18 protein-coding genes are annotated in these 17,550 nt (G+C 66.4%); 3 read left to right on the top strand and 15 right to left on the bottom strand.

Annotated elements, in window-relative coordinates; genetic code table 11:
- Window positions 1-462: 462 nt before the first annotated feature.
- The 3 genes from HFP48_RS04890 (at window position 463) to HFP48_RS04880 (ending at window position 1,487) form a co-directional block, all read left to right on the top strand.
- A complete protein-coding gene (locus HFP48_RS04890) occupies window positions 463-753 on the top strand; it encodes an excalibur calcium-binding domain-containing protein (protein ID WP_346779458.1) in 291 nt (96 codons plus the stop codon).
- Between the two features lie 156 nt (window positions 754-909).
- On the top strand, window positions 910-1,125 hold the full coding sequence (locus tag HFP48_RS04885; RefSeq protein ID WP_168579145.1) for a hypothetical protein: 216 nt from the start codon (window positions 910-912) through the stop codon (window positions 1,123-1,125).
- Entirely contained in the window at window positions 1,113-1,487 is a 375-nt protein-coding gene (locus tag HFP48_RS04880) for a hypothetical protein (protein ID WP_239010508.1), read from the top strand. Before HFP48_RS04885 ends, HFP48_RS04880 begins: the two co-directional genes overlap by 13 nt.
- Before the next feature lie 78 nt (window positions 1,488-1,565).
- Here the strand turns inward: HFP48_RS04880 and HFP48_RS04875 are convergent, their stop codons facing one another.
- The 15 genes from HFP48_RS04875 to HFP48_RS04805 form a co-directional block, all read right to left on the bottom strand.
- Complete coding sequence (locus HFP48_RS04875) at window positions 1,566-3,350, bottom strand: hypothetical protein (RefSeq protein ID WP_168579144.1); 1,785 nt, start codon at window positions 3,348-3,350, stop codon at window positions 1,566-1,568.
- A gap of 20 nt (window positions 3,351-3,370) precedes the next feature.
- Window positions 3,371-3,721, bottom strand: a complete 351-nt coding sequence (locus HFP48_RS04870) for a hypothetical protein (RefSeq protein WP_168579143.1) — start codon at window positions 3,719-3,721, stop codon at window positions 3,371-3,373.
- 3 nt (window positions 3,722-3,724) lie between these two features.
- The gene (locus HFP48_RS04865) at window positions 3,725-4,042 is read right to left on the bottom strand and encodes a hypothetical protein (protein ID WP_168579142.1); all 318 of its coding nucleotides are present in this window, start codon (window positions 4,040-4,042) and stop codon (window positions 3,725-3,727) included.
- Window positions 4,042-4,320, bottom strand: a complete 279-nt coding sequence (locus tag HFP48_RS04860) for a hypothetical protein (RefSeq protein WP_168579141.1) — start codon at window positions 4,318-4,320, stop codon at window positions 4,042-4,044. Before HFP48_RS04860 ends, HFP48_RS04865 begins: the two co-directional genes overlap by 1 nt.
- Before the next feature lies 1 nt (window position 4,321).
- Entirely contained in the window at window positions 4,322-4,597 is a 276-nt protein-coding gene (locus HFP48_RS04855) for a hypothetical protein (protein WP_168579140.1), read from the bottom strand.
- A 14-nt stretch (window positions 4,598-4,611) separates the two neighbouring features.
- Window positions 4,612-5,616 carry a hypothetical protein gene (locus tag HFP48_RS04850; protein WP_168579139.1) on the bottom strand — a complete coding sequence of 335 codons (1,005 nt, stop codon included), beginning with the start codon at window positions 5,614-5,616 and terminating at the stop codon, window positions 4,612-4,614.
- Window positions 5,613-5,987, bottom strand: a complete 375-nt coding sequence (locus HFP48_RS04845; protein ID WP_168579138.1) for a hypothetical protein — start codon at window positions 5,985-5,987, stop codon at window positions 5,613-5,615. The genes HFP48_RS04850 and HFP48_RS04845 overlap by 4 nt, the downstream gene beginning before the upstream one ends.
- 187 nt (window positions 5,988-6,174) lie before the next feature.
- Complete coding sequence (locus HFP48_RS04840; RefSeq protein ID WP_168579137.1) at window positions 6,175-6,447, bottom strand: hypothetical protein; 273 nt, start codon at window positions 6,445-6,447, stop codon at window positions 6,175-6,177.
- 3 nt (window positions 6,448-6,450) lie between these two features.
- On the bottom strand, window positions 6,451-6,840 hold the full coding sequence (locus HFP48_RS04835; RefSeq protein WP_168579136.1) for a hypothetical protein: 390 nt from the start codon (window positions 6,838-6,840) through the stop codon (window positions 6,451-6,453).
- On the bottom strand, window positions 6,837-8,213 hold the full coding sequence (locus tag HFP48_RS04830; protein WP_168579135.1) for a peptidoglycan DD-metalloendopeptidase family protein: 1,377 nt from the start codon (window positions 8,211-8,213) through the stop codon (window positions 6,837-6,839). The genes HFP48_RS04835 and HFP48_RS04830 overlap by 4 nt, the downstream gene beginning before the upstream one ends.
- Window positions 8,213-8,563, bottom strand: coding sequence for a hypothetical protein (locus tag HFP48_RS04825; protein ID WP_168579134.1), 351 nt, complete (start codon window positions 8,561-8,563; stop codon window positions 8,213-8,215). Before HFP48_RS04825 ends, HFP48_RS04830 begins: the two co-directional genes overlap by 1 nt.
- Before the next feature lie 14 nt (window positions 8,564-8,577).
- Window positions 8,578-10,155, bottom strand: a complete 1,578-nt coding sequence (locus tag HFP48_RS04820) for a hypothetical protein (protein WP_168579133.1) — start codon at window positions 10,153-10,155, stop codon at window positions 8,578-8,580.
- A 6-nt stretch (window positions 10,156-10,161) separates the two neighbouring features.
- Window positions 10,162-10,815 carry a hypothetical protein gene (locus HFP48_RS04815; protein ID WP_239010509.1) on the bottom strand — a complete coding sequence of 218 codons (654 nt, stop codon included), beginning with the start codon at window positions 10,813-10,815 and terminating at the stop codon, window positions 10,162-10,164.
- 170 nt (window positions 10,816-10,985) lie between these two features.
- Window positions 10,986-16,721, bottom strand: a complete 5,736-nt coding sequence (locus HFP48_RS04810) for a hypothetical protein (protein ID WP_168579132.1) — start codon at window positions 16,719-16,721, stop codon at window positions 10,986-10,988.
- Window positions 16,714-17,547 (bottom strand): hypothetical protein, encoded by an 834-nt coding sequence (locus HFP48_RS04805; protein ID WP_168579131.1) that lies wholly within the window; start codon window positions 17,545-17,547, stop codon window positions 16,714-16,716. The genes HFP48_RS04810 and HFP48_RS04805 overlap by 8 nt, the downstream gene beginning before the upstream one ends.
- Window positions 17,548-17,550: the final 3 nt, after the last annotated feature.

Here is a 17,550-nt window from a genome sequence, read left to right as displayed (position 1 = left end):
CGTAACCTGCGCAAAAGCAAATCGCCCCCGCGCCGGAGGCAATGGAGCGGGGGCGATTCTGCTGCGGCACCGTCGAGCGTCGGGGTACTCACGGTTACCGCCGGTAGTGTCGGCGGCGCTGGTTCGACCGTTACACGAGCCGCTGGCCCACATGTACGGCCGCCGCTCCAAGCCGCGCGCGTAGATCTACTCATTGCAGACATACCGGACAGTGCGGTTTCATGGCGGGGTGGGTAAGCGGCGGTGGAAATGGGATTCCGACGAACCGCTTTTCGGTGATGCCAGATCCCCCACCGGTGGGCTCGTGATCTCCCTGTCCATCGGAGTGGTGATCATCCTGGTTCTTCTACTCCTTGTCGACGGATAGGCACAGCCAGCTTCGGTCCGAAGCTGGCGCCCTAATGGGGCCGCCCCACTTCGGGCAGGATTCCCTGGCTGTCACGATGCCGAGACAGTCATCTAATGTCCCATTCGTCGGGGTTCCGTCGAACGAATAGGGAGAACATGAAGGCACGTTTGGTCGCTGCTGGTTTCGCCGCTGCACTGATGACTATCGCGGCGCCCGCTGTGGCATCGGCTGGCCCGTTGTCGTGGATCTCATCCGGCTCCGGTTCCGGTTCTGCCGGGTCGTCCGGCCCGTCGTACGCGAACTGCACCGAGGCCCGCCAGGCCGGCGTGACTCCGATCTTCCGCGGGGAGCCTGGCTACGCGGCACACCTCGACGGTGACAACGACGGCGTCGCCTGCGAGTAAGCGGATCTCGAGAGCGACGAATGCGCCTCACCTCGGCGAGGTGGGGCGCATTCGTTGTGTGGGTGATTTCACGTTCGGACGCCACCGTGCCACCACTGCGCCAAATCTGTCTAGTTTCACTTGACTTGATATGTCTAGTCACACTAGACTATCCTTATGACGAAGCGCCGGGACATCCTCAAGAACCTCCGCAACGCCGCCAAGGCCGCGGGCCTCACGGTGGAGGTCACCGAGGGTGGACGCCACACCATCGTCACCATCGACGGCCTGATGATCCCGGTCCCCCGCCACAACGAGATCAAGGAACTGACCACCACGGCGATCTACAAGGAAGCCGCCGACAAGCTCGGAAAGGACTGGTGGAAGAAGTGAAGGTCACCGCACAACTCACCCACGACGACGGGTGGTGGTCGGTCCACGTGCCGGAGGTGGACCGCACCACCCAGGCCCGCCACCTGCGCGAGGTCAAGGAGATGACGACCGATCTCGTGCACATCATGACGGGGACCCCGGAAGCCGAGATCGAGGTCGACGTCCAGCTGCCCGATGATCTCGCGGCCGCAGTGCGCGAGGTTCACCAGGCTCAGCGCGCCGCCGAGGAAGCGCGCGCCCGCGCCGCCGAAGCGCAGATCACCGCCGCACGTGCGCTTCAACAGCGCGGTGCGACCCTCCGCGACATCGGTGAAGTACTGGGAGTGTCGTTTCAGCGTGTCCACCAACTCGTGAACTCCTGACCGCACAGACGACGAAAGCGCCCCGCCTCCTGTTCGGAGGCGGGGCGCTTTCGTGCACAGAGTCTGATCGGCGGTAGATTACGGGGTGAGCGCCTGGAAGTCGTCGAGGCGCCCCGGGGGCCCGCCGCCGTTCTGCACCGCGGAGTCGTCCTGGATGGTCAGTCCGACGTACCGGTTGGAGAACGGGATCACGCTGTTCTCCACGGTGCCCTGCAACATGATCGTGCCGTTCACCCGGGCGGTGTACAGGTTCCCTTCGGCACGTAGCTCGACGAGCGCGCCCTCCGGGAACTTCGATGTCGACACATACTGCGCCACGCCGGTCACCGGCACGAAACCATTCGTCGCGTCGTAGTCCTCGTAGTACAGCGCCATGATCGAACGCGTCCACGAGAACTGCACACCGAACTGCGCACCCGGATTCGTCACTGGATCCTGGTACGGGTTCGCCCGTACGACCAGGCCGCAGGCGGAGTGCTCGGGGTCGTAGCCGTCCCACCGCATCACCGCCCGCACCACCTGCGTGTCCGACGGCATCGGCTCGTGCCACCACGCGTACGACAGCGGCACCGACGGAGTACCGACACCGTTGAGACGGCCGTTGACCCGGCCGAGGGTGCCACCGCCGGTGGTGACCCATTCCTCCGACAGAGGTCCGGTCAGCCCGCCCGGGCCGTCGTCGAAGCTGTCCGCGGCGCGTTCGACGAGTGGCACCACCGCCACCAGCGTGAGGTAGCTGTTCACCCCACCCTGGACGATGTTCCGGCCGAACGACGACGACGTCGAGTATCCCTGCACGGTGAGCAACTGCGTCGCACCCGTCTCGTTCTTCCATGTGAACTGCGTCAGAGCCGCCACCGAGCCGTTGCCCGGTGTGCCGGCGACCGCACCGATCTGCGTGGCTCCGGCCATCACCCGCATCCGCATGCCGTTCCCCGAGAAGGAATCCGTGTATCCGAACGTCAACTGTCCGGCGACCATGACCTCAACACCTGCGGGGACTTCAATACCGTTGGTGACGATGACAGTATCCGGGTATCCGCTGCGGATCGCCCACGTCGGCATCGTGTGCCAGGTGTTCGTGGACGGCAGCGTGTAGTTGCCGGACTTGTTCATCCCCGACGGTGGGAACGGCGGGACAACTTGCTCCACGGTGCCGGTCGACTCCACATCGACCGTCGACACGGCGGCCGCGCTCGCCGCCACACCGGTGACCGTGGTGGTCGAGCCGATGTCGACGATCGTCTCCGGGGCAGCATCCACGGACGGGGCCGCGAGGATGATGTTCGAGGCAACGTCCACGGCGGTGGCCGCGGCGACTGCCGTCACTGCGACCGCCTCGATCGACGAGGTGACGTCGACGACCGTCTCGGCCTCGGTCACCCCGCCCGCCAGTCGCCCGGTGGAGGTGACATCGACGATGCTCTCGAGGACTGCGCGCGCAGCCACGCCCGTCACCATGGGCGTGGAGTTCACCTCGATCGTCGACACCAGCTCGGCGACTGCCGCGGCCGTGAGGGTCGTCGTGGAGTCGAGGTCGAGGACGGTCGCGGTGGCCACCGCGACGACGGTCCGTGCAGTGATGCTCGATTCGACGTCGACGACCGTGACCGTGTGAGCGGCGCCGAGCACTGCGATCGTCGATTCGACGTCGACGGTTGTTTCGGCGTGAGCCTCGGCGAGCACCGCGGCGGCGGCCACGGTCGAGATGATGTCGACGAGCGTGACGGCCGCGGCAGCACGAGCCTTCGGGTACGGAGGGAACGCGGCCGCACCACGGTCGGCCCCCGGGAACACCGCTGTTCCACGGTCGGCGCTCGGGAACACGGCCGTGCCGCGGTCGGGACCGGGAAATACGGCCATGCTCGTACCCCCGTTCATGGTCAGGCCGGCGCGGTGTAGTTGACCTTGACCTTGTGTGTCAGCTTCGCCTCACCCGCCGGGCTGATGGTGATGTCCGGGTTATCGATCACCTCGATCAGTGTCGATCCGTTCCAGCGGCAGGCGTGCGTGTACGTGCCCGCGGACACGTCGAATACCATCTCGCCGGTCGTGGTCTCCCCGCCCGATGCTGCCGGGTAGGTGCCGGTTTGCCGTGCGTATCCACCGCCGGACGCTTCGTTGGCGGTGCCGGCCGCGCCGGGATTGGCGGTGTGCAGGGAAAAGGTGTTCCCCCGGGCAGCGATGAAGTCGGCGATCGCATTGGCGGTCGCTGCGGGTGCGGTCAGTGCCATGGGTCAGTCCTCCATGTCAGTGCGGTATGCGCGGCCGCGCATCCACGGGTAGTCATCGGTCGTGCTGGTCGTCGAGTTCGGGTAGTGCACCCAGATCACGAATCCGGTGCCGTCGGGGATGATCGCGGCGGTGCAGTCCTCGGATTCGATGCGCCACTTCATGTCGGCGCCGTCGATCGTGGCATCCCAGGTGACGCCGTTCGCCCACTTCACCTCGGCGGTCGTGTCAGATGGAAAGACGCCTTTCGAGTTGGTGCGTTCGAAGATCCAGTCGCCGCCGTTGAGTTCGATGTCGTCGTATAGCGTGCTCCAACCGAGCATTACGGCGCCTCCCCGTATATCGGTAGCCACCTGCCGATGATCCTGTTGAGCACTGCGGCAGCCTGGTCAAGACCCCCAGGGAAGGTGTTCACGTGTTGCAGCGCACCGTTGACTCTGACCAGCGGCCGAGGCCACCCGTCCACCTGCAACACCTCGGAGGCGCTGGAGGTGGATGTGTGCCCGTCCTTGTGGAGGAGCCACACGTCGTCAGGGTTGCCGTTTAGTGCGACAGCCAGGTCCTCTGCGGCGATGCGGTACCGCCCGTCGATCAATGCCATGTCACTTCTCCAGCATGTATCCGGCCAACTGGAGGGCGGTCTCGTCACTGGGGTTACCCGAGACATGTGAACCCGGCTGAGGTCGAACCTCACGCCCTACCACCGCGCCCGTCTCTGTGGCCAGCAGTACGACCAACTGAGCGGCCTGCCCCGCGATGCTGGGCTGGGTGTAGATCAGCAGGTGATCGGCGCCAGCCATCGGCGGGTCGATCCGGTACAACGTTGCGGGGGCGGCGAATCCGCCGACCTCGGTGGCAACCTGTGTTGCGGTGCCCATCAGGGACTCTCCTGTCAGTAGAAACGAGTGGTGACAAAGACGGCGCCGCTTGCGCCGTTGCCGCCGTTGCCGGCGAAGCCGAACGTCTCGTAATGACCGCCCCCGCCTCCAGGTGCGGCCGGCCAACCGCCGGCGCCGCCACGGCCGCCGGAGCCAGTTCCGTTCTTCCCAGCTCCACCTGACCCACCGGAACCGGGTCCGATCTGCCCTACCCCTGCGCTGACACCCGGATTTCCATCCGTACCGTCGGCCTGCTCCGAGGGGCGGGCACCGCCGGGCGCAAACGGACCTTCGCCACCCGGATCGGCAAGGCCATTACCACCGGCGTAGATCAGAGACGCACCGTTGCCGCCGCGGATCTTGTAGGTGCGGTCGGCGGCACCGCCGGATCCGTATGCCTGACCGGACGAGCTGCCGCCGGTTGCGGATCCGAACGAGCCGAATGAGGACGGGCCACCGTCGGTTCCGTGTCCGCCGTCCGATGTGGCGCCTGATCCGGGGGCGCCGACGGTGATCGCCACTTCACTGGGGAGGTCTGCGGCGTCGAACTCAAGGCGCGCCCATCCGCCGGAGTAGCCGCCGCGGCCGCCTCGACCGGATCCGCCGTTGCCACCATTGTTCGAGCGCCCACCGCCGGACCCGCCGCCGAGGATGTCGACGGTGACGTACTTCGCGTCGGTCGGCTTGTACCAGGTGCCCGATGCCGAGAAGGTGGCGAGCTGGGCCTGCATGTTGCCGATGATGATCTCGTCGATGCGGTTGTCCAGACGCGGGACCTCGTTCGCGAGAGTGCGCTCGGTCCCGCGGAAGCGGTCCGCCATGTCGTCAAGGTTGAAGATCCCTCCGGTTACTCCGTCGAGCGCGTCCAGCAAAGAAGCGATCATGTTGTTGATCCACTGGATCGCCAGATCGATCACCCATCCGAGCAGGCCGCCCTGGACGAACTCGCCGGCCATATCGGACATGTCGCCCCAGCCGGTGTTGGTGCTGCCGGGGATGAATCCGTCAGGTGAGGTCATCGTGCATCCTCGCTCTGTTCCATCGGTCGTCCTTCGCGCTGGATCCGCCACAGGACGAGAAGCCGGTGCAGGATGGTCAAGACCAGGGCGAGCAGAATGACGGCGCGCACCTCGTGGTGCCCGGGGTAGGGCCCGAACCACCACCGCGACATCAACTGCGTCCCCAGCAGCGCCAGGCACACGGTGGTAGCCATGACCGATCGGCCGGCCTGGGTGATGCGCCAATGGGAGCGGACCGCGTAGCTGAGCGCGAACATCCACGCGAGGATGGTCATCGCTGTGACCAGAAGCCGTGCCTCCGGTTCGGGTTCCAGGACGATAATCGCGCCGATACCGAGCAGCGCAGCGATCGCGATGCTGGTCCTGATCATGCAGGTTTCCTCTTTCTGCTCATGGCACGTTCGATTGCTTCCCCGAAGTGGTTCCTTCGGTGGGCCTCCTCGATTCGCGCCACAACGTCATTGACTCGGCGCTCCCGCTCGGCTTCCTGGGCGAGCGCGATGTCGGCGTGCTCGAGCTGCTGGCGCTCACGCCGAAGCTTGTGCCCGAACCACCACATCACCCATCACCGTCCCTCTCCGGGTCGGTCGAGACCTGGATCTTTTCGAGGGCGTCCGCCGACTTCTCGGCCCCGGAGATCAACCGGTCGAGCTGTGAGTCTCGCTTGCCGAGTAGCTCTTCGAGTTTGTCGATTCGCTGCTGTTGGATTGCGACGATGGTGCGGTGCAGGGTGCGTGGGATCAGGCCGCCGGCCAGGATCAGCAGGACGGCGAGGGTCAGCAGGCCGGACAGGCCGAGGTCGGCGATGGCGACTCCGGCGATCTCCTCCACGGGTTACCGCCCGAGTCGACGTTCGAGCTCCGCCCGCGCCGCACCGACCTGATCGGTGGCATTGCGGATCACTTGCCCGAAATCCGACACACCCCCCGATCCACCTCCGCCGACGACGACCGTCGTCGGCCTGGTCTTGGTGATTTCGTAGTTGACCGGGGTTTCGGTGCCGTCACCGATGGTCTGCGCACCCTTCGGGTTCGGGGTGTACAGGCTCGCCAGCAGTGCCACTGCGGTACCGATTGCGGTAAGCACCGTGGTGGTGTGACCGAGCCATTCGGTGACCTGTGCATCGGTGAACACGCCGAGCAGGGTCAACCCCCCGAAGATGGCGGCGGTGAGGCTGTAGATGACCTGCCGGATCACTGGCCAGTTCTTTGAGATCGTCTTCACTTCGCGTCTCCCTTTCGCTCGAGCCCCAGGTCGCGACGCAAGGCTGCGACCTCGTCCAGGCAGGACTGGGCGAGCCGAGCAGCGTGGAACGCCTGATAGTCCGCGGTGCGGGTGAACGTGGCCGCATCGAATTCGGCCGGGGGCTGTCCCCCGAGGAACCGAGATTCGACCAGCGACGGTCGCGGCTTGCAGATCGCTTCGAACAGCTGCCGCTGCTCGTCATCGGACAGTGCCATGAGGAAACCCCCTGTATCGCCCGCGAACAATGCGCGGAGTTCGGTGACCGTGCCGCGGAATGCGTTCACGTCGATCAGTTGTCCCGCCACACGGGCGATCTCGGAGAACTGCAGGATCTGCACCGGCGGACCCCCGGGATGGAAGCCGGCCCACCCGGCGGTGATGGTCCCCGGCGAGGTCTCGTACAGCGTTGAGGCGTAGCCCTTGCCGCTCACGTAGTGCGAGTTCCACAGCGCCGGGATCCCGGCCAGGTTCGGGGAGCCCATGCGGTCGCGCCAGAACCAGCGCGGCAGGTACACCGAGAACACCCGCATGCCGCGGGCCTGGATGGCGTGGATGCGGGCCCACATGTCCTCGATGGAGCCGCCGCCGAAGGTGTCCTCGTAGTCGAGCTGGATCGGGATCGACGGATCGCCGAGGTGCTGCAGCAGCGTGTCGGCTTCCCGTTCGGGGTGGCTGCCGCGCCTGCAGAACACGTACCCGCCGAACAGGCCCGGGAAGTGCTCGCGCATCTGCTCGCGGGCGCGCGGCCAGAACGGGTCGCGGTAGCCGTCGCCCTCGGTGACCTTGTGGGTGGCGAACACGAACCCTTCCCGCTTGGCCGCGACGAAGTCGAACTCACGCTGGTGGTTCGACACGTCGATGCCGTACAGCACGCGGGACACAGGAACGTCCGGTGTGGGTGCGGGCGTCTCGCCGGGGTAGGACGCGTCCTGCAGGAACGGCATCGGGTCCATGCGCCCGGGGCCGAATGGCTGGCGGACGCGGTTGTGGACCTCGACGTGGCAGTGCGGGTCGACACCGCCGTTCGTGGACCGGTCGCCGTTGACGTGGGCGATGCGCTGCCCCGCCGCGACCTGCTGCCCGCGCGTCACCTCGGGGACGATGTGGCCGTACACCCACAGGTTCGCGCCCTGCGAGTCGTCGGAATCGATGTCGAGGTAGTGGCCGAACCCTCCCGGCGACGGGTCCCATCCAACCGCGACGACGGTGCCGGCCTGGACTGCGTGCACCGGCTTGCCGGCCGATCCGCCGGGCCAGCCGAAGTCCACACCGCGGTGCCAGGTACCCCAGCGCGGCCCGTAGCCGGACGTGATGAGGTGGCCGCGGGCCAGTGGCCAGTAACGAGGCGCCATCACACATCCTCCTCGAGCAACTCAGCGCGCGCCGACGCTGGCAACTCCGCGAGCTGGGCGCGGATGTGCGCGTACGGGTCAGGACGGTTCGGCGGCGGAAGCTTCTTCGATTGCCACTGCCCCGGGTTGTGAGGGTGGATGGGCCCGGTGATCGGTGGGTTGTACCGATCGAGAGGCTCCTCGACCAGGCGAAATCCGAGGCGCTCGATGTGCCTGGCGAGGGAGTTGATCTCGTCCGGCTCGAACGTCGCCACCGGCGATCCCTCCCCGTTCGTGGGCGGATGCATGAACACGTACGCGTACGGATGCATCCCGGGCGGCAGAGCCTTCTGCAGCTCTTCGGGTGTCAATGCGACCTCCTGGTCTAGGTAGCGCTCGAGTGCTGGCGCAGCGCGCCGCTGATGGCTTCGAGTCCGCGCAATGCGCGAGTGCCGGACAGTTCCTCGGATCGGTAGTCGCCGACGTTGATCTCCCATGGCTGGTCCGGGTTCTCCCGCGACCAGGACTGGCGTACCGATGCGATGTGCGAAAGCCAGATCCGGTTTCCGATCTCGAACCCGCAGCGCAGACCGTCGTCGATATGCAGACCAACCCGATACGGTGCGGCGTCGTCGATCTCGGCAGCGAACGAGACGTACCCGCGGGCCTTGTGCAGACCGACCCGGATCGTCTGCAGCCCCGAAGGGGACACCGCCACGCCACCGCCAGCCTCGAATCCGGACTTGTGCGCGAACCGGCCCATATTTGCCTTGCGCTGATAGTTGGTGAGGCTCGCCCACGCCAAGATGACATCCTCGACCGCCTTGTCGAAGATACCGAGGGTGAGCCACGGCATGCCGATCAGGGTGCCGAGCAACCCGAGCAGGATGTTCGACAGGAGCTTGGCGCCCTGGTTGATCGCGTCCGGCGACTTTCCGCCGGTCATGATCGTGTGCTCGATCGGCTTGTGGATGACCATCTTCGACTTCAGCCCGCGGTGCTGACCGCGGCGGAGGATGACCCAGGGTCCGTTCGGATCAGCGTTGTCTGGGTCGTCGTTCGGATCGGTGATGGTGACGGTGTCCGAGGTGCCGTCGGATCCGAAGATGCGCAGCAGATCGAGGATCGGGTCGGCGATCGTGCCGGTGACACCGGGGATCGTGGCCCGCTTCTTCACGTCGAACACGAACGTCGGTCGGTCGAGGATGAAGTGCGACGGGCAGGGCTGCGGGTCACCGACCTCCCACAAGTCCGCAGTCAGCTGCAACCCGCCGTCCTCGAGCGTCGGCAGCACCAGATCCCAGAAGTCGTCCATGCGGGACCCGAGAGCACACCACGGACCAATACCGTCACGCGACTCGATGTACGGCACCATCACCATCGGCCACTTCGCGTTGTCGAAGTTCGCCTGCCAGTTCGCCACATCCCAGATGTCGAAGGCCGGCAGCCATCCGGGCTGCTGCTCACGCAGCAGGTTCCGGTGCGCGTACCCCTTGATCACCTTGATCGAGTTGCCCCATTGAAAGTCGACCTTCGGGGCCTGCACCGCCAGGGGAGCAAACGTGTTGGGCCAGCACTGCAGGTGCTTCATCTCGTCGAGGATGTGCCGGGCCATCGGCCGCACGATCGCTTCGCCGTGCTCGTCCTCGTCGTACTCGATGTCGTAGACCTTGAAGCACGCCTTCTTCCACGGCGACCGAAACACGAGGAACATGTCGTGCTCAAGAGAGAGACCGTCGATCAGCCACTGCGCCAGATCGTCCCGGCCATCGAGACCGACCGAGGCCTCACCGACCTCGTTGCACATCGTCTCCCAGTCGGCGTCGTACTCACCCTCGACCTCCCCGACGAGCTCGAGGTTCCGATCGTGGATCGTGACCCGGGTGCGGAGCAGCGCGAGCGCCGCCTCCTCATGCTCCTGGGCGTCGATCGCCGCGAGGTCAGCGTCGAGGTCGTAACTCACAGGCACTCACCCCCAGGGCATCTCGTGATAGCGCGGCATGTGGATCCGCAACTCGACCGGAACCGCAGACCCCTGCACCTCGACGGGCAGAAACACCTGCGAGGTGCGCGGTGGGATCTCGTGCAGGAAGCCCACGCCCCGCATCGCCTTCCACACCTCGAACCCCGCACCGGCCGCGCGGAGAGTCTGGAAGTCCTGACGGGTCTGCACCCGCCACCCCGAGGTCTGATCCTTGATCAGCACCATCCGACCCGACAGACCGTCCGGCAGTAGCCACTTCGTTGCCGGGGTGCCCTCGAACTTGAGCCACAACGGCACGTCGGTCGGATTCGAGACCGGGAAGGTCCCCACGTGGGAGCCGGGCCCGGCCTCCCACTTGATGACCTTCGTTCCCGACGTCAGGTACGGCCAGCACGCAACCGCAACCATCTCGACGTCGATGCGGGTGGTCTGCATCGACATCCGACCGACGATCTTCGGATCCCGGTCGAGCCGAAGCCTGATCGTGCGCCGGCCGGATGCGGTCTTCGTCGTGACCTCGTTGTCGTGGTCGAACGACCACACCGCCATCTGGGCGGCGAACTCACGCTCGAAGTCACGGCGTGTTCGACCTTCGATCCGAAGCTGGAAGTCGAGGAGGCGTTCCTCGATCTTCGTCACCTTCGGAGTCGAACCGTGCTGGTACGCCCGGGAGGTGCGGGTCGGAGTGCGGGGCGCGGGGACCCAGAGACCGTCAAGACCACCTTGGATCCATGAGTCCTGGGCCCCGCGAGACGGGCCGCCGTACCTGTGCCGCGACCCGTTCCACCCGACCATGCTGATCGAGTCGATCACCAACGCCTCCTCGACTCGGAGCTACGTCCGCTGCCGCGTTCACGCTGGTTCCACATGATGTCGATCTCCCTCCGCATCGCTGGCGAGAGCTCGCCGTTGAAGTTCCAGTTGTCCCCACCACCGACCGGCGCGAGTTCGAGTGCCGACCGGTCGGCGGCCGACATCACCTCACGCGGCGCGGAAGCGGCCGACTGGACTCGGTCGAGCATCGGCACCAGCGCCTCGAACGCCTCGGTCTGCCGCGGTGAAAGGACACGCTCAGGACGGATGACGTCCTTGAGCATGAAACCGCGACCGGATGCGATGCCGCCCTGGTCGTAGTAGCCGTTCTTCTCCCAGAACGACTTCGCCCGGATCGGGTCGCCGTAGCGGTCGCGGATGTACTTCGCTCCCGCCACCCCCTGGGTGTACGGATCCGGACTCTCGTCCGGCAGGTAGGCGTCCTTCGTCGACCCGAGGAACTGGAACAGGCTGAAAGCACTGGACTGCGGGTTGCGTGCCAGTGGGTTCCAGCTCGATTCCTTCTGGATGATCCAGTCGGCGGCGGCCCACTGCTCGCCCTCGTTCCAGCCGTACGGAGCGAAGGCCCGCTTCACCGCGTCGACAACCGACTCCGGTCCAGCGGCAACCTCCGCTGTAGCGGGAGCGTCCACCGTGGACTCGGGGGCCCCGGTGGACGCCGGTGTCGCCGCCGCGGCCGGAGCCTCGCTGTACGTGGCCTCGTTGCGTGCCTGGGCCTCGTCCGAGCGTCCGCGTCCGCGGTCATCGACCAGCTTCATGCCCTCGAACTGGCTCGAGAACCCAGCGATTCCGAGCAGGTCGTTACCCCACTCCGCCAGCAGTGAGGTCCCGATCTGAGCACCGACCCCGCCCCAGTCGATCTCTGCCGCGTACTTCGCAGCCGCGGCGGGCCCGACCTCAGGCTGCTGCCCGGAGCCGTACTCGCTGGTCTGCGCAGCGGCGGGGGCGTTGTTCAGCATGCCCATTGCAGACAGCGCGCCGGCAATGTCGCCGCCCAGGAGCAGATCCTTGATGAGCTTGATCTGTTCCCAGTTCAGCACCGCCTCCGGACGGCCTGTCTCGTTGCGGACGAGCGAGAGCCCGTTCGGGATCCAACCGCCCTTGTCTCGGAACAGGCCACCGATGTTCTTGGCCTTGTCCCAGACCGATCCGAGCAGGTCGCCCAGGCCGGCGACCTTGTCGGACAGGAACCTCGACGTCATGTCGCGGCCCTTGTCCAGGTATGCCGGCGGAACACCGACCCATTCCGGCGGCGGTGCTCCGATCGCAGCGCCGATGCCCGCCGTGATCGGGTTGAGGAAGAAATCGAAGATGTCAGCGACCTTCCGCTGCACGAACGACTGCTTCCCCTCGGGGGACAGCCCACCGCCGCCGCCTGCACCGCCGGACTCGAACGCGCCGTCCGCGCCGATCGCAAGGTGGAACAGTCCGGGGTGTTTGCCGGCGAAGTACGGGGAGTCCGCGCCGATCGCGCCGCCGCCGTACATCACCCCACCCGAGCCACTCGACTCGACGTTGACCGTCGAATACCCGCCGACACCGGTCAAGGTGCCCGCGGTGTGGCCGCCTCCTGGTCCGCCCGGGTCGTCCCAGACGCCGACCGAGAAGCCCTGGCCGAGGCCGGGCGTCCACGGCTGGGTGCCGGGGAAGGATCCGGTGAACCAGTTTCGGGAACCGTTGCCGCCGTTGATGATGGCGTCGGCGATCATCGACATTAGGCCCGAGCAGTCCTCGAATCCCCAGGTGTACGGGTTGCCGTTGCGGCTCTTCGCGGCGCGGTGGCCGTTCTCGAGCTGCGTCTGCCACATCGGTCGGATCTCGCCGCCGTCCTTGTAGCCGGGCAGTATCCCGTTGAACATGCCCTGCGGGTCGACGTTCCCCAGACCCTTCGCCGCAACCTGGGCACCGTAGGCGTTCAGATTGTCGCGGCCGATCTGCGAGATGATCCGCCCGCCGTTCCATTGGAACGGGATGCCGCGCAGGATCATGTCGCGGATGGCGTAGAGCACGTTGTGGCCGCCGGCTGCCTTGACCTCGGCGGTGGTGACCATGTGCTCGCCGTTCGAACCCCACATCAGGACGTCGTCGGACGTGCCGGTGCCGGGGCCGCGGATCGCTCCACCGGTGGCGTGCTCCGGGATGCCTGCGAGCGGTTCGGCCGGTCCTAGACCGAGGAGACCTGCGGCCTTGTTCCATGCCTTGAGGATGCCCTCGTTCCAGACCGTGTTGATCATGAAGTTGATCGGCTTCGCGAGGACGCTCTTCAGGCTGTCCCACTTTTCGCCGATGCCCTTCACGACCTCGCTGAAGAAGTCACGCACCTTCCCGAGGGCGGTCTTCATCGCCTCCCATGCAGGCGTCACGACGTTGTCGATCACCGCCTTGATGCCTGCGCCAAGGGCGTCCCACACGGGCTTGATCACCGAATTCCACACGGACGAGAAGAATTCACCGACCGCGCCGAGGGCAGCCTTCAGTGCCTCCCACGCCGGCCGGATGACGTTCTCCCACACCCAGGCGATACCGGCGCCGAACGCCTCCCAGGCAGGTTTGATCAGCGAGTTCCACACCCAGCCGAAGAAGGCGCCGACCGCCTGCAGAGCGACCTTGATGGCGTCGAAGATCTTCGATCCGACGTTGTCCCAGTACGTCTTCAGGAACGTGACGAGGGTGTTCCAGATCCCCATTACGACCTGGCCCATCAGGATGAACGCTGCAGCAACCACAGCGAGCGCGACCTTGATGGCGGTGAACACCGGCTGCACGACGTTCTCGTACAGCCACACGAAGATCGCACCGATCGCCTCGAAGATCGGCCGGATGAACTCCCATGCCGCCGACAGTGCCGCCTGGATCCCGGACCACACCGTCTCCCAGATCCGCTTTCCGGTCTCGGTCTGGGTGAAGAACCACACCAGTGCCCCGACCAGAGCAGCGATCGCGATTACGAGGAGCGTGATGGGGTTCGCGCTCATCGCCGCGTTGAGCGCCCACTGCGCTACCGCACCCGCGACGAGCGCGGCGCGATGGGCCGCGAGGGCGATCGTGTTTCGACGCAGCGACATCGCGGACCGCCCGGTCGCGGCAGCGAACACACCCTGAGCCACGGACGAGGCGAACATGACCGCATTCCACGCGGTCATCGCCACACCGATGACCTTCACCGCCATGACAGCGGCGAGGAGCATCGGCGCAAGCGGCGCCAGCTTCTCGATGATCGTGCCCAAGTGCGGCGCCACCGCGGCGAGGACGTCCGACCAGGGACGGAATGCCTCCACCAGACCGGGCAGTACCGGAGCGAGGTTGGCGAGCGCCTGCCCGAGGGCAGGCATCAGCACTCGTGCCATGTCCATCAGACCCGGGATCGAGTCCTTGATCGACTGCCCCAGCGCCACGAATCCGGGTGCCAGGCCGGCCGCTGCTTCCGCCCCGAACCCGCGGAAGAGCTCGAACAGCGGACCGACCACCGCGCCGATGTTCTCGAACGTCTGCCGGACACCGTCCAGCGACGAGCGCAGATCGTCGGCGCTGATGTTCCGCAGCTTCTCACCAAGCCCCAGCAGCCACTCGTTGAGTCCTGCTCCGGTGTGGGCGAACGTCTCCGCCGCGGTCCCGAGAACACTGATCAGGCCGGAAAACACCGATCCCAGACCGTTTTCGCCCTGAGCGAGGCTGTCGAAGAAGGTTCTCGAGCCTGCGATCATCCGATCCCAGCCGGCCACGGCGGCCGGACTCGAGATCGAGGTGGCGATCTGCGCCCCGATGGTGCCGAGGGTGGCGGCCAGTCCACCGAGGTTCGGCTTCAACCGGTCCAGCAGCCCACCGAGCATGGTGAACGAGCCGACCATCGCCAAGCTGAATCGATCGGTGAGTTCTTCGCGCAGGTTCTTGAATGCCTGCAGAAGCGGTGCCAGCCGCTGTCCGATCATCGCCGCGAACGGATCGTCTCCTGCTGCCGACTGCTGCGCATCCGCCATGCTCTGGTACGCGTCCGCCACGGCCTCGGCGGCATCGATGTTGGCCTGGGCCACATCCTTCTGTGTCTGCGCCAGATCGGACTGGGCCTCGCGCAGCTGCTCCTGAGCGTCGACCTCACGCTCCTTGGCCTCGACGACCCGGTCGGAGCCTTCGATGCCCTTGGCTTGTGCGTCGGCGATCTCGGCGCGCTGCTCGGCGCTTGTCGCCTTGATCTCCTCGAACGCCTGCTTCGCCTCGCGGACACCGAGCTCCGCTCGCCACCGGTCGAGACCGTCCGCATCCGGATTGGCCCGTGTCTCGCGTAGGTTCTTCTCGGCTTCGGCCAGCGCCAGGGCGGCGCCTTCCTCGTCGAGAGCCAACCCGGCGAGGGTCCGCGCGTAGCCCTCGGCGTCACGCTTGGCTTCCTTGCGGGCCTGGTTGACCTCGTCCTGTGCCTCCTTTACCGCTTCCTGCGCTTTGACGACCTGCTTCTCAGCAGAGACGATCTGGCGGTTGCCCTGCTCGGCGGTGCGCGCCTGAGCCTTCTTGGCGTTCTCGACGGCCTTGAGCGCGGACGCACTCTTCGAAGCAGCGGCGCCCACATTCTTCTGCGAGTCGGTCCAGGCCTTCGCCCCATCGGACAGGCCAGCGAACGCCAACTTCGCCACGCCGATGGCGGGCCCGAGGATGCCTGCCGCGGCCGCCGCAACCGTTCCCATAGCCGCGGCGATCGCCATCAGACCCGACACCATCGGGCCGGTAGCGAAGGTCGCCACCACGGAGCCGAGCGCCGAGACCGCACCGAGTGCAACGGCGGACCCGACAGTCACCACGCCGAGAGCACGGCCGATGCGCGTCAAGATCCCGACCAGCTTGGCCACGCCCGCCATCACCAGCAGGGCGGCGGTCACCCGGCCGATATCGCGGGCGAGGATGCCGGCGGCAGTGGCGGCGAGCCGCAGCGCACCCGCAAGACGGGCGACGCCCGCGCCAGTCATCATCCGCAGCAGCGAGGTACTTGCAAGCAACCCAACACTGAGGTTTCGGACAGCACGTGCAGCGAATCCAAGCACAGTGGCTGCAGTACCGACGTTCCTGATCACCGAGGTGGCCGCGGTGCTGAGGATCGCGAAACCCGCGACTGCTGCGCGCATGCCACTGCCGATGGCGGAGAAGAATCCCGCCACGAAACTGCGTCCTTCCTCGCTGCCTCGAGCATGCGAGTTCATGGAGGCGCTCACGCCGCTGACGAACTGAGCACCGGCCGCCTGGCCCCCGGCACCGAACCGCTGGGTGAGCCGCTGCAGGAGCGACGCGCTGTCGGCTTCGGCACGCTTGTCGTCGATCCGGGTCTCGATGTGCACGACCCGGTTCGCAGCTGATGTGCGCTTCGACTCGGCAGCATTGAGCGCCGCGGCCGCGGCCTGACTGTCGCGCTTGGCCTTGGCGACCTTTGCTTCGGCGGCTGCGAGCCGACTCGCGTCGGTGACGCCCTTGCTGCGAAGGGCCTGTAATTGCCGTTCGGCATCGGCAGCTTCCTTGGTCGCCGCGGATTCCCGGCGTCGTGCGTCAGCCGCAGCCTTGGTGGCACTGTCGAGATCGGACTTCGCCTTCACGAGCTTGCGCTGATCGACTTCCACGCCGATCTTGTGGTCGACCGGGTGGCCCTTGATCTCGGCGCGGACCCGCTTGAAGTAGCCGGCCATCGAGGGCAAGACGTTGATGTAGGTCTGTCCACCCTGCAGGTCAGCCATCGTTTACCTCCGGTGGGGTGTAGCGCCGCGTGTAGCGGCTGCCGAGGAGCTGTGAGGCAATGTCGTCGTGTTCGACGAGGGCCTGGAACTCTTCGACGCGATCGCGCGCAGTCTGCGGACGAGGTGATGGCCGCGGCGGCTTGCCGCCCTTGCCCTTGAACTTCGGGGACGCTCCCCACACGGCATGCTCGATGCGGCGCGCCGAGTCGACAAGATCGGTGAGCTTCGCCCGCTCGTATGTCCAACCGACCAGAGACGGCCGCTTCGACGGAGGAGGCAGCTCGCCGCGCTGCTCCATCTCGAGGATCTTCTGGGCACGCTCGTCGTCATTGCCCAGTGCGGCGAAGTACCAGCCGCCCTCAGGCAACGTCGGCAACAGTCGAAGCAGCCGGTTCCAGGGATTGTTCAGGTGGTCGCGGACCCAGTCGTACAGACTTTCGTCGCCGGGCAGGGTGAACAGGTCCTTTTCGATCCCTGCGCCGTAGCGGTCGATCTCGTGCACCAGGTACGCCCATCCGGCGTCCGGCGGGATGAGGATCCCGAAGTGCTCGCGAATGTCGTCGACGAGGTCGGCGAGTTCGGAGAACGGCCGGCGGGCGTAGTGGTCGGCGATGACATCGGCCAGTTCATCGCCGACGAGGAGATCGAGCTGGTCATGGACGGAGACAGTGGTGTCGAGGTCGGCGACGTCGGCCGATTCGGGCGCCTCGATGACGAGCTCGGGCCCGTCCTCGTCGTCATCGCCTAGATGCACGACGAACGGGCCGGCAGCCTCATCGAGGAGTGTTCGAAAGAACGAGGCCGCCGACCCGTGGTCGTCGCTCACCTG

This window comes from Rhodococcus sp. DMU1 (assembly GCF_012272955.1).
Classification (GTDB): Bacteria; Actinomycetota; Actinomycetes; order Mycobacteriales; family Mycobacteriaceae; genus Rhodococcus; species Rhodococcus aetherivorans.
The sequence above is the reverse complement of the archived record's forward strand: the minus strand, read 5'-3'. Positions and strand labels throughout refer to the sequence as shown.

What these genes read in the sequence shown, in the direction of transcription:
- HFP48_RS04855 (WP_168579140.1), bottom strand. Translation starts at nt 4,597, where the DNA reads ATGGGCACCGCAACACAGGTTGCCACCGAGGTCGGCGGATTCGCCGCC.
- HFP48_RS04845 (WP_168579138.1), bottom strand. Translation starts at nt 5,987, where the DNA reads ATGATCAGGACCAGCATCGCGATCGCTGCGCTGCTCGGTATCGGCGCG.
- HFP48_RS04810 (WP_168579132.1), bottom strand. Translation starts at nt 16,721, where the DNA reads ATGGCTGACCTGCAGGGTGGACAGACCTACATCAACGTCTTGCCCTCG.
- HFP48_RS04850 (WP_168579139.1), bottom strand. Translation starts at nt 5,616, where the DNA reads ATGACCTCACCTGACGGATTCATCCCCGGCAGCACCAACACCGGCTGG.
- HFP48_RS04885 (WP_168579145.1), top strand. Translation starts at nt 910, where the DNA reads ATGACGAAGCGCCGGGACATCCTCAAGAACCTCCGCAACGCCGCCAAG.
- HFP48_RS04890 (WP_346779458.1), top strand. Translation starts at nt 463, where the DNA reads ATGTCCCATTCGTCGGGGTTCCGTCGAACGAATAGGGAGAACATGAAG.
- HFP48_RS04865 (WP_168579142.1), bottom strand. Translation starts at nt 4,042, where the DNA reads ATGCTCGGTTGGAGCACGCTATACGACGACATCGAACTCAACGGCGGC.
- HFP48_RS04875 (WP_168579144.1), bottom strand. Translation starts at nt 3,350, where the DNA reads ATGGCCGTATTTCCCGGTCCCGACCGCGGCACGGCCGTGTTCCCGAGC.
- HFP48_RS04870 (WP_168579143.1), bottom strand. Translation starts at nt 3,721, where the DNA reads ATGGCACTGACCGCACCCGCAGCGACCGCCAATGCGATCGCCGACTTC.
- HFP48_RS04830 (WP_168579135.1), bottom strand. Translation starts at nt 8,213, where the DNA reads ATGGCGCCTCGTTACTGGCCACTGGCCCGCGGCCACCTCATCACGTCC.
- HFP48_RS04860 (WP_168579141.1), bottom strand. Translation starts at nt 4,320, where the DNA reads ATGGCATTGATCGACGGGCGGTACCGCATCGCCGCAGAGGACCTGGCT.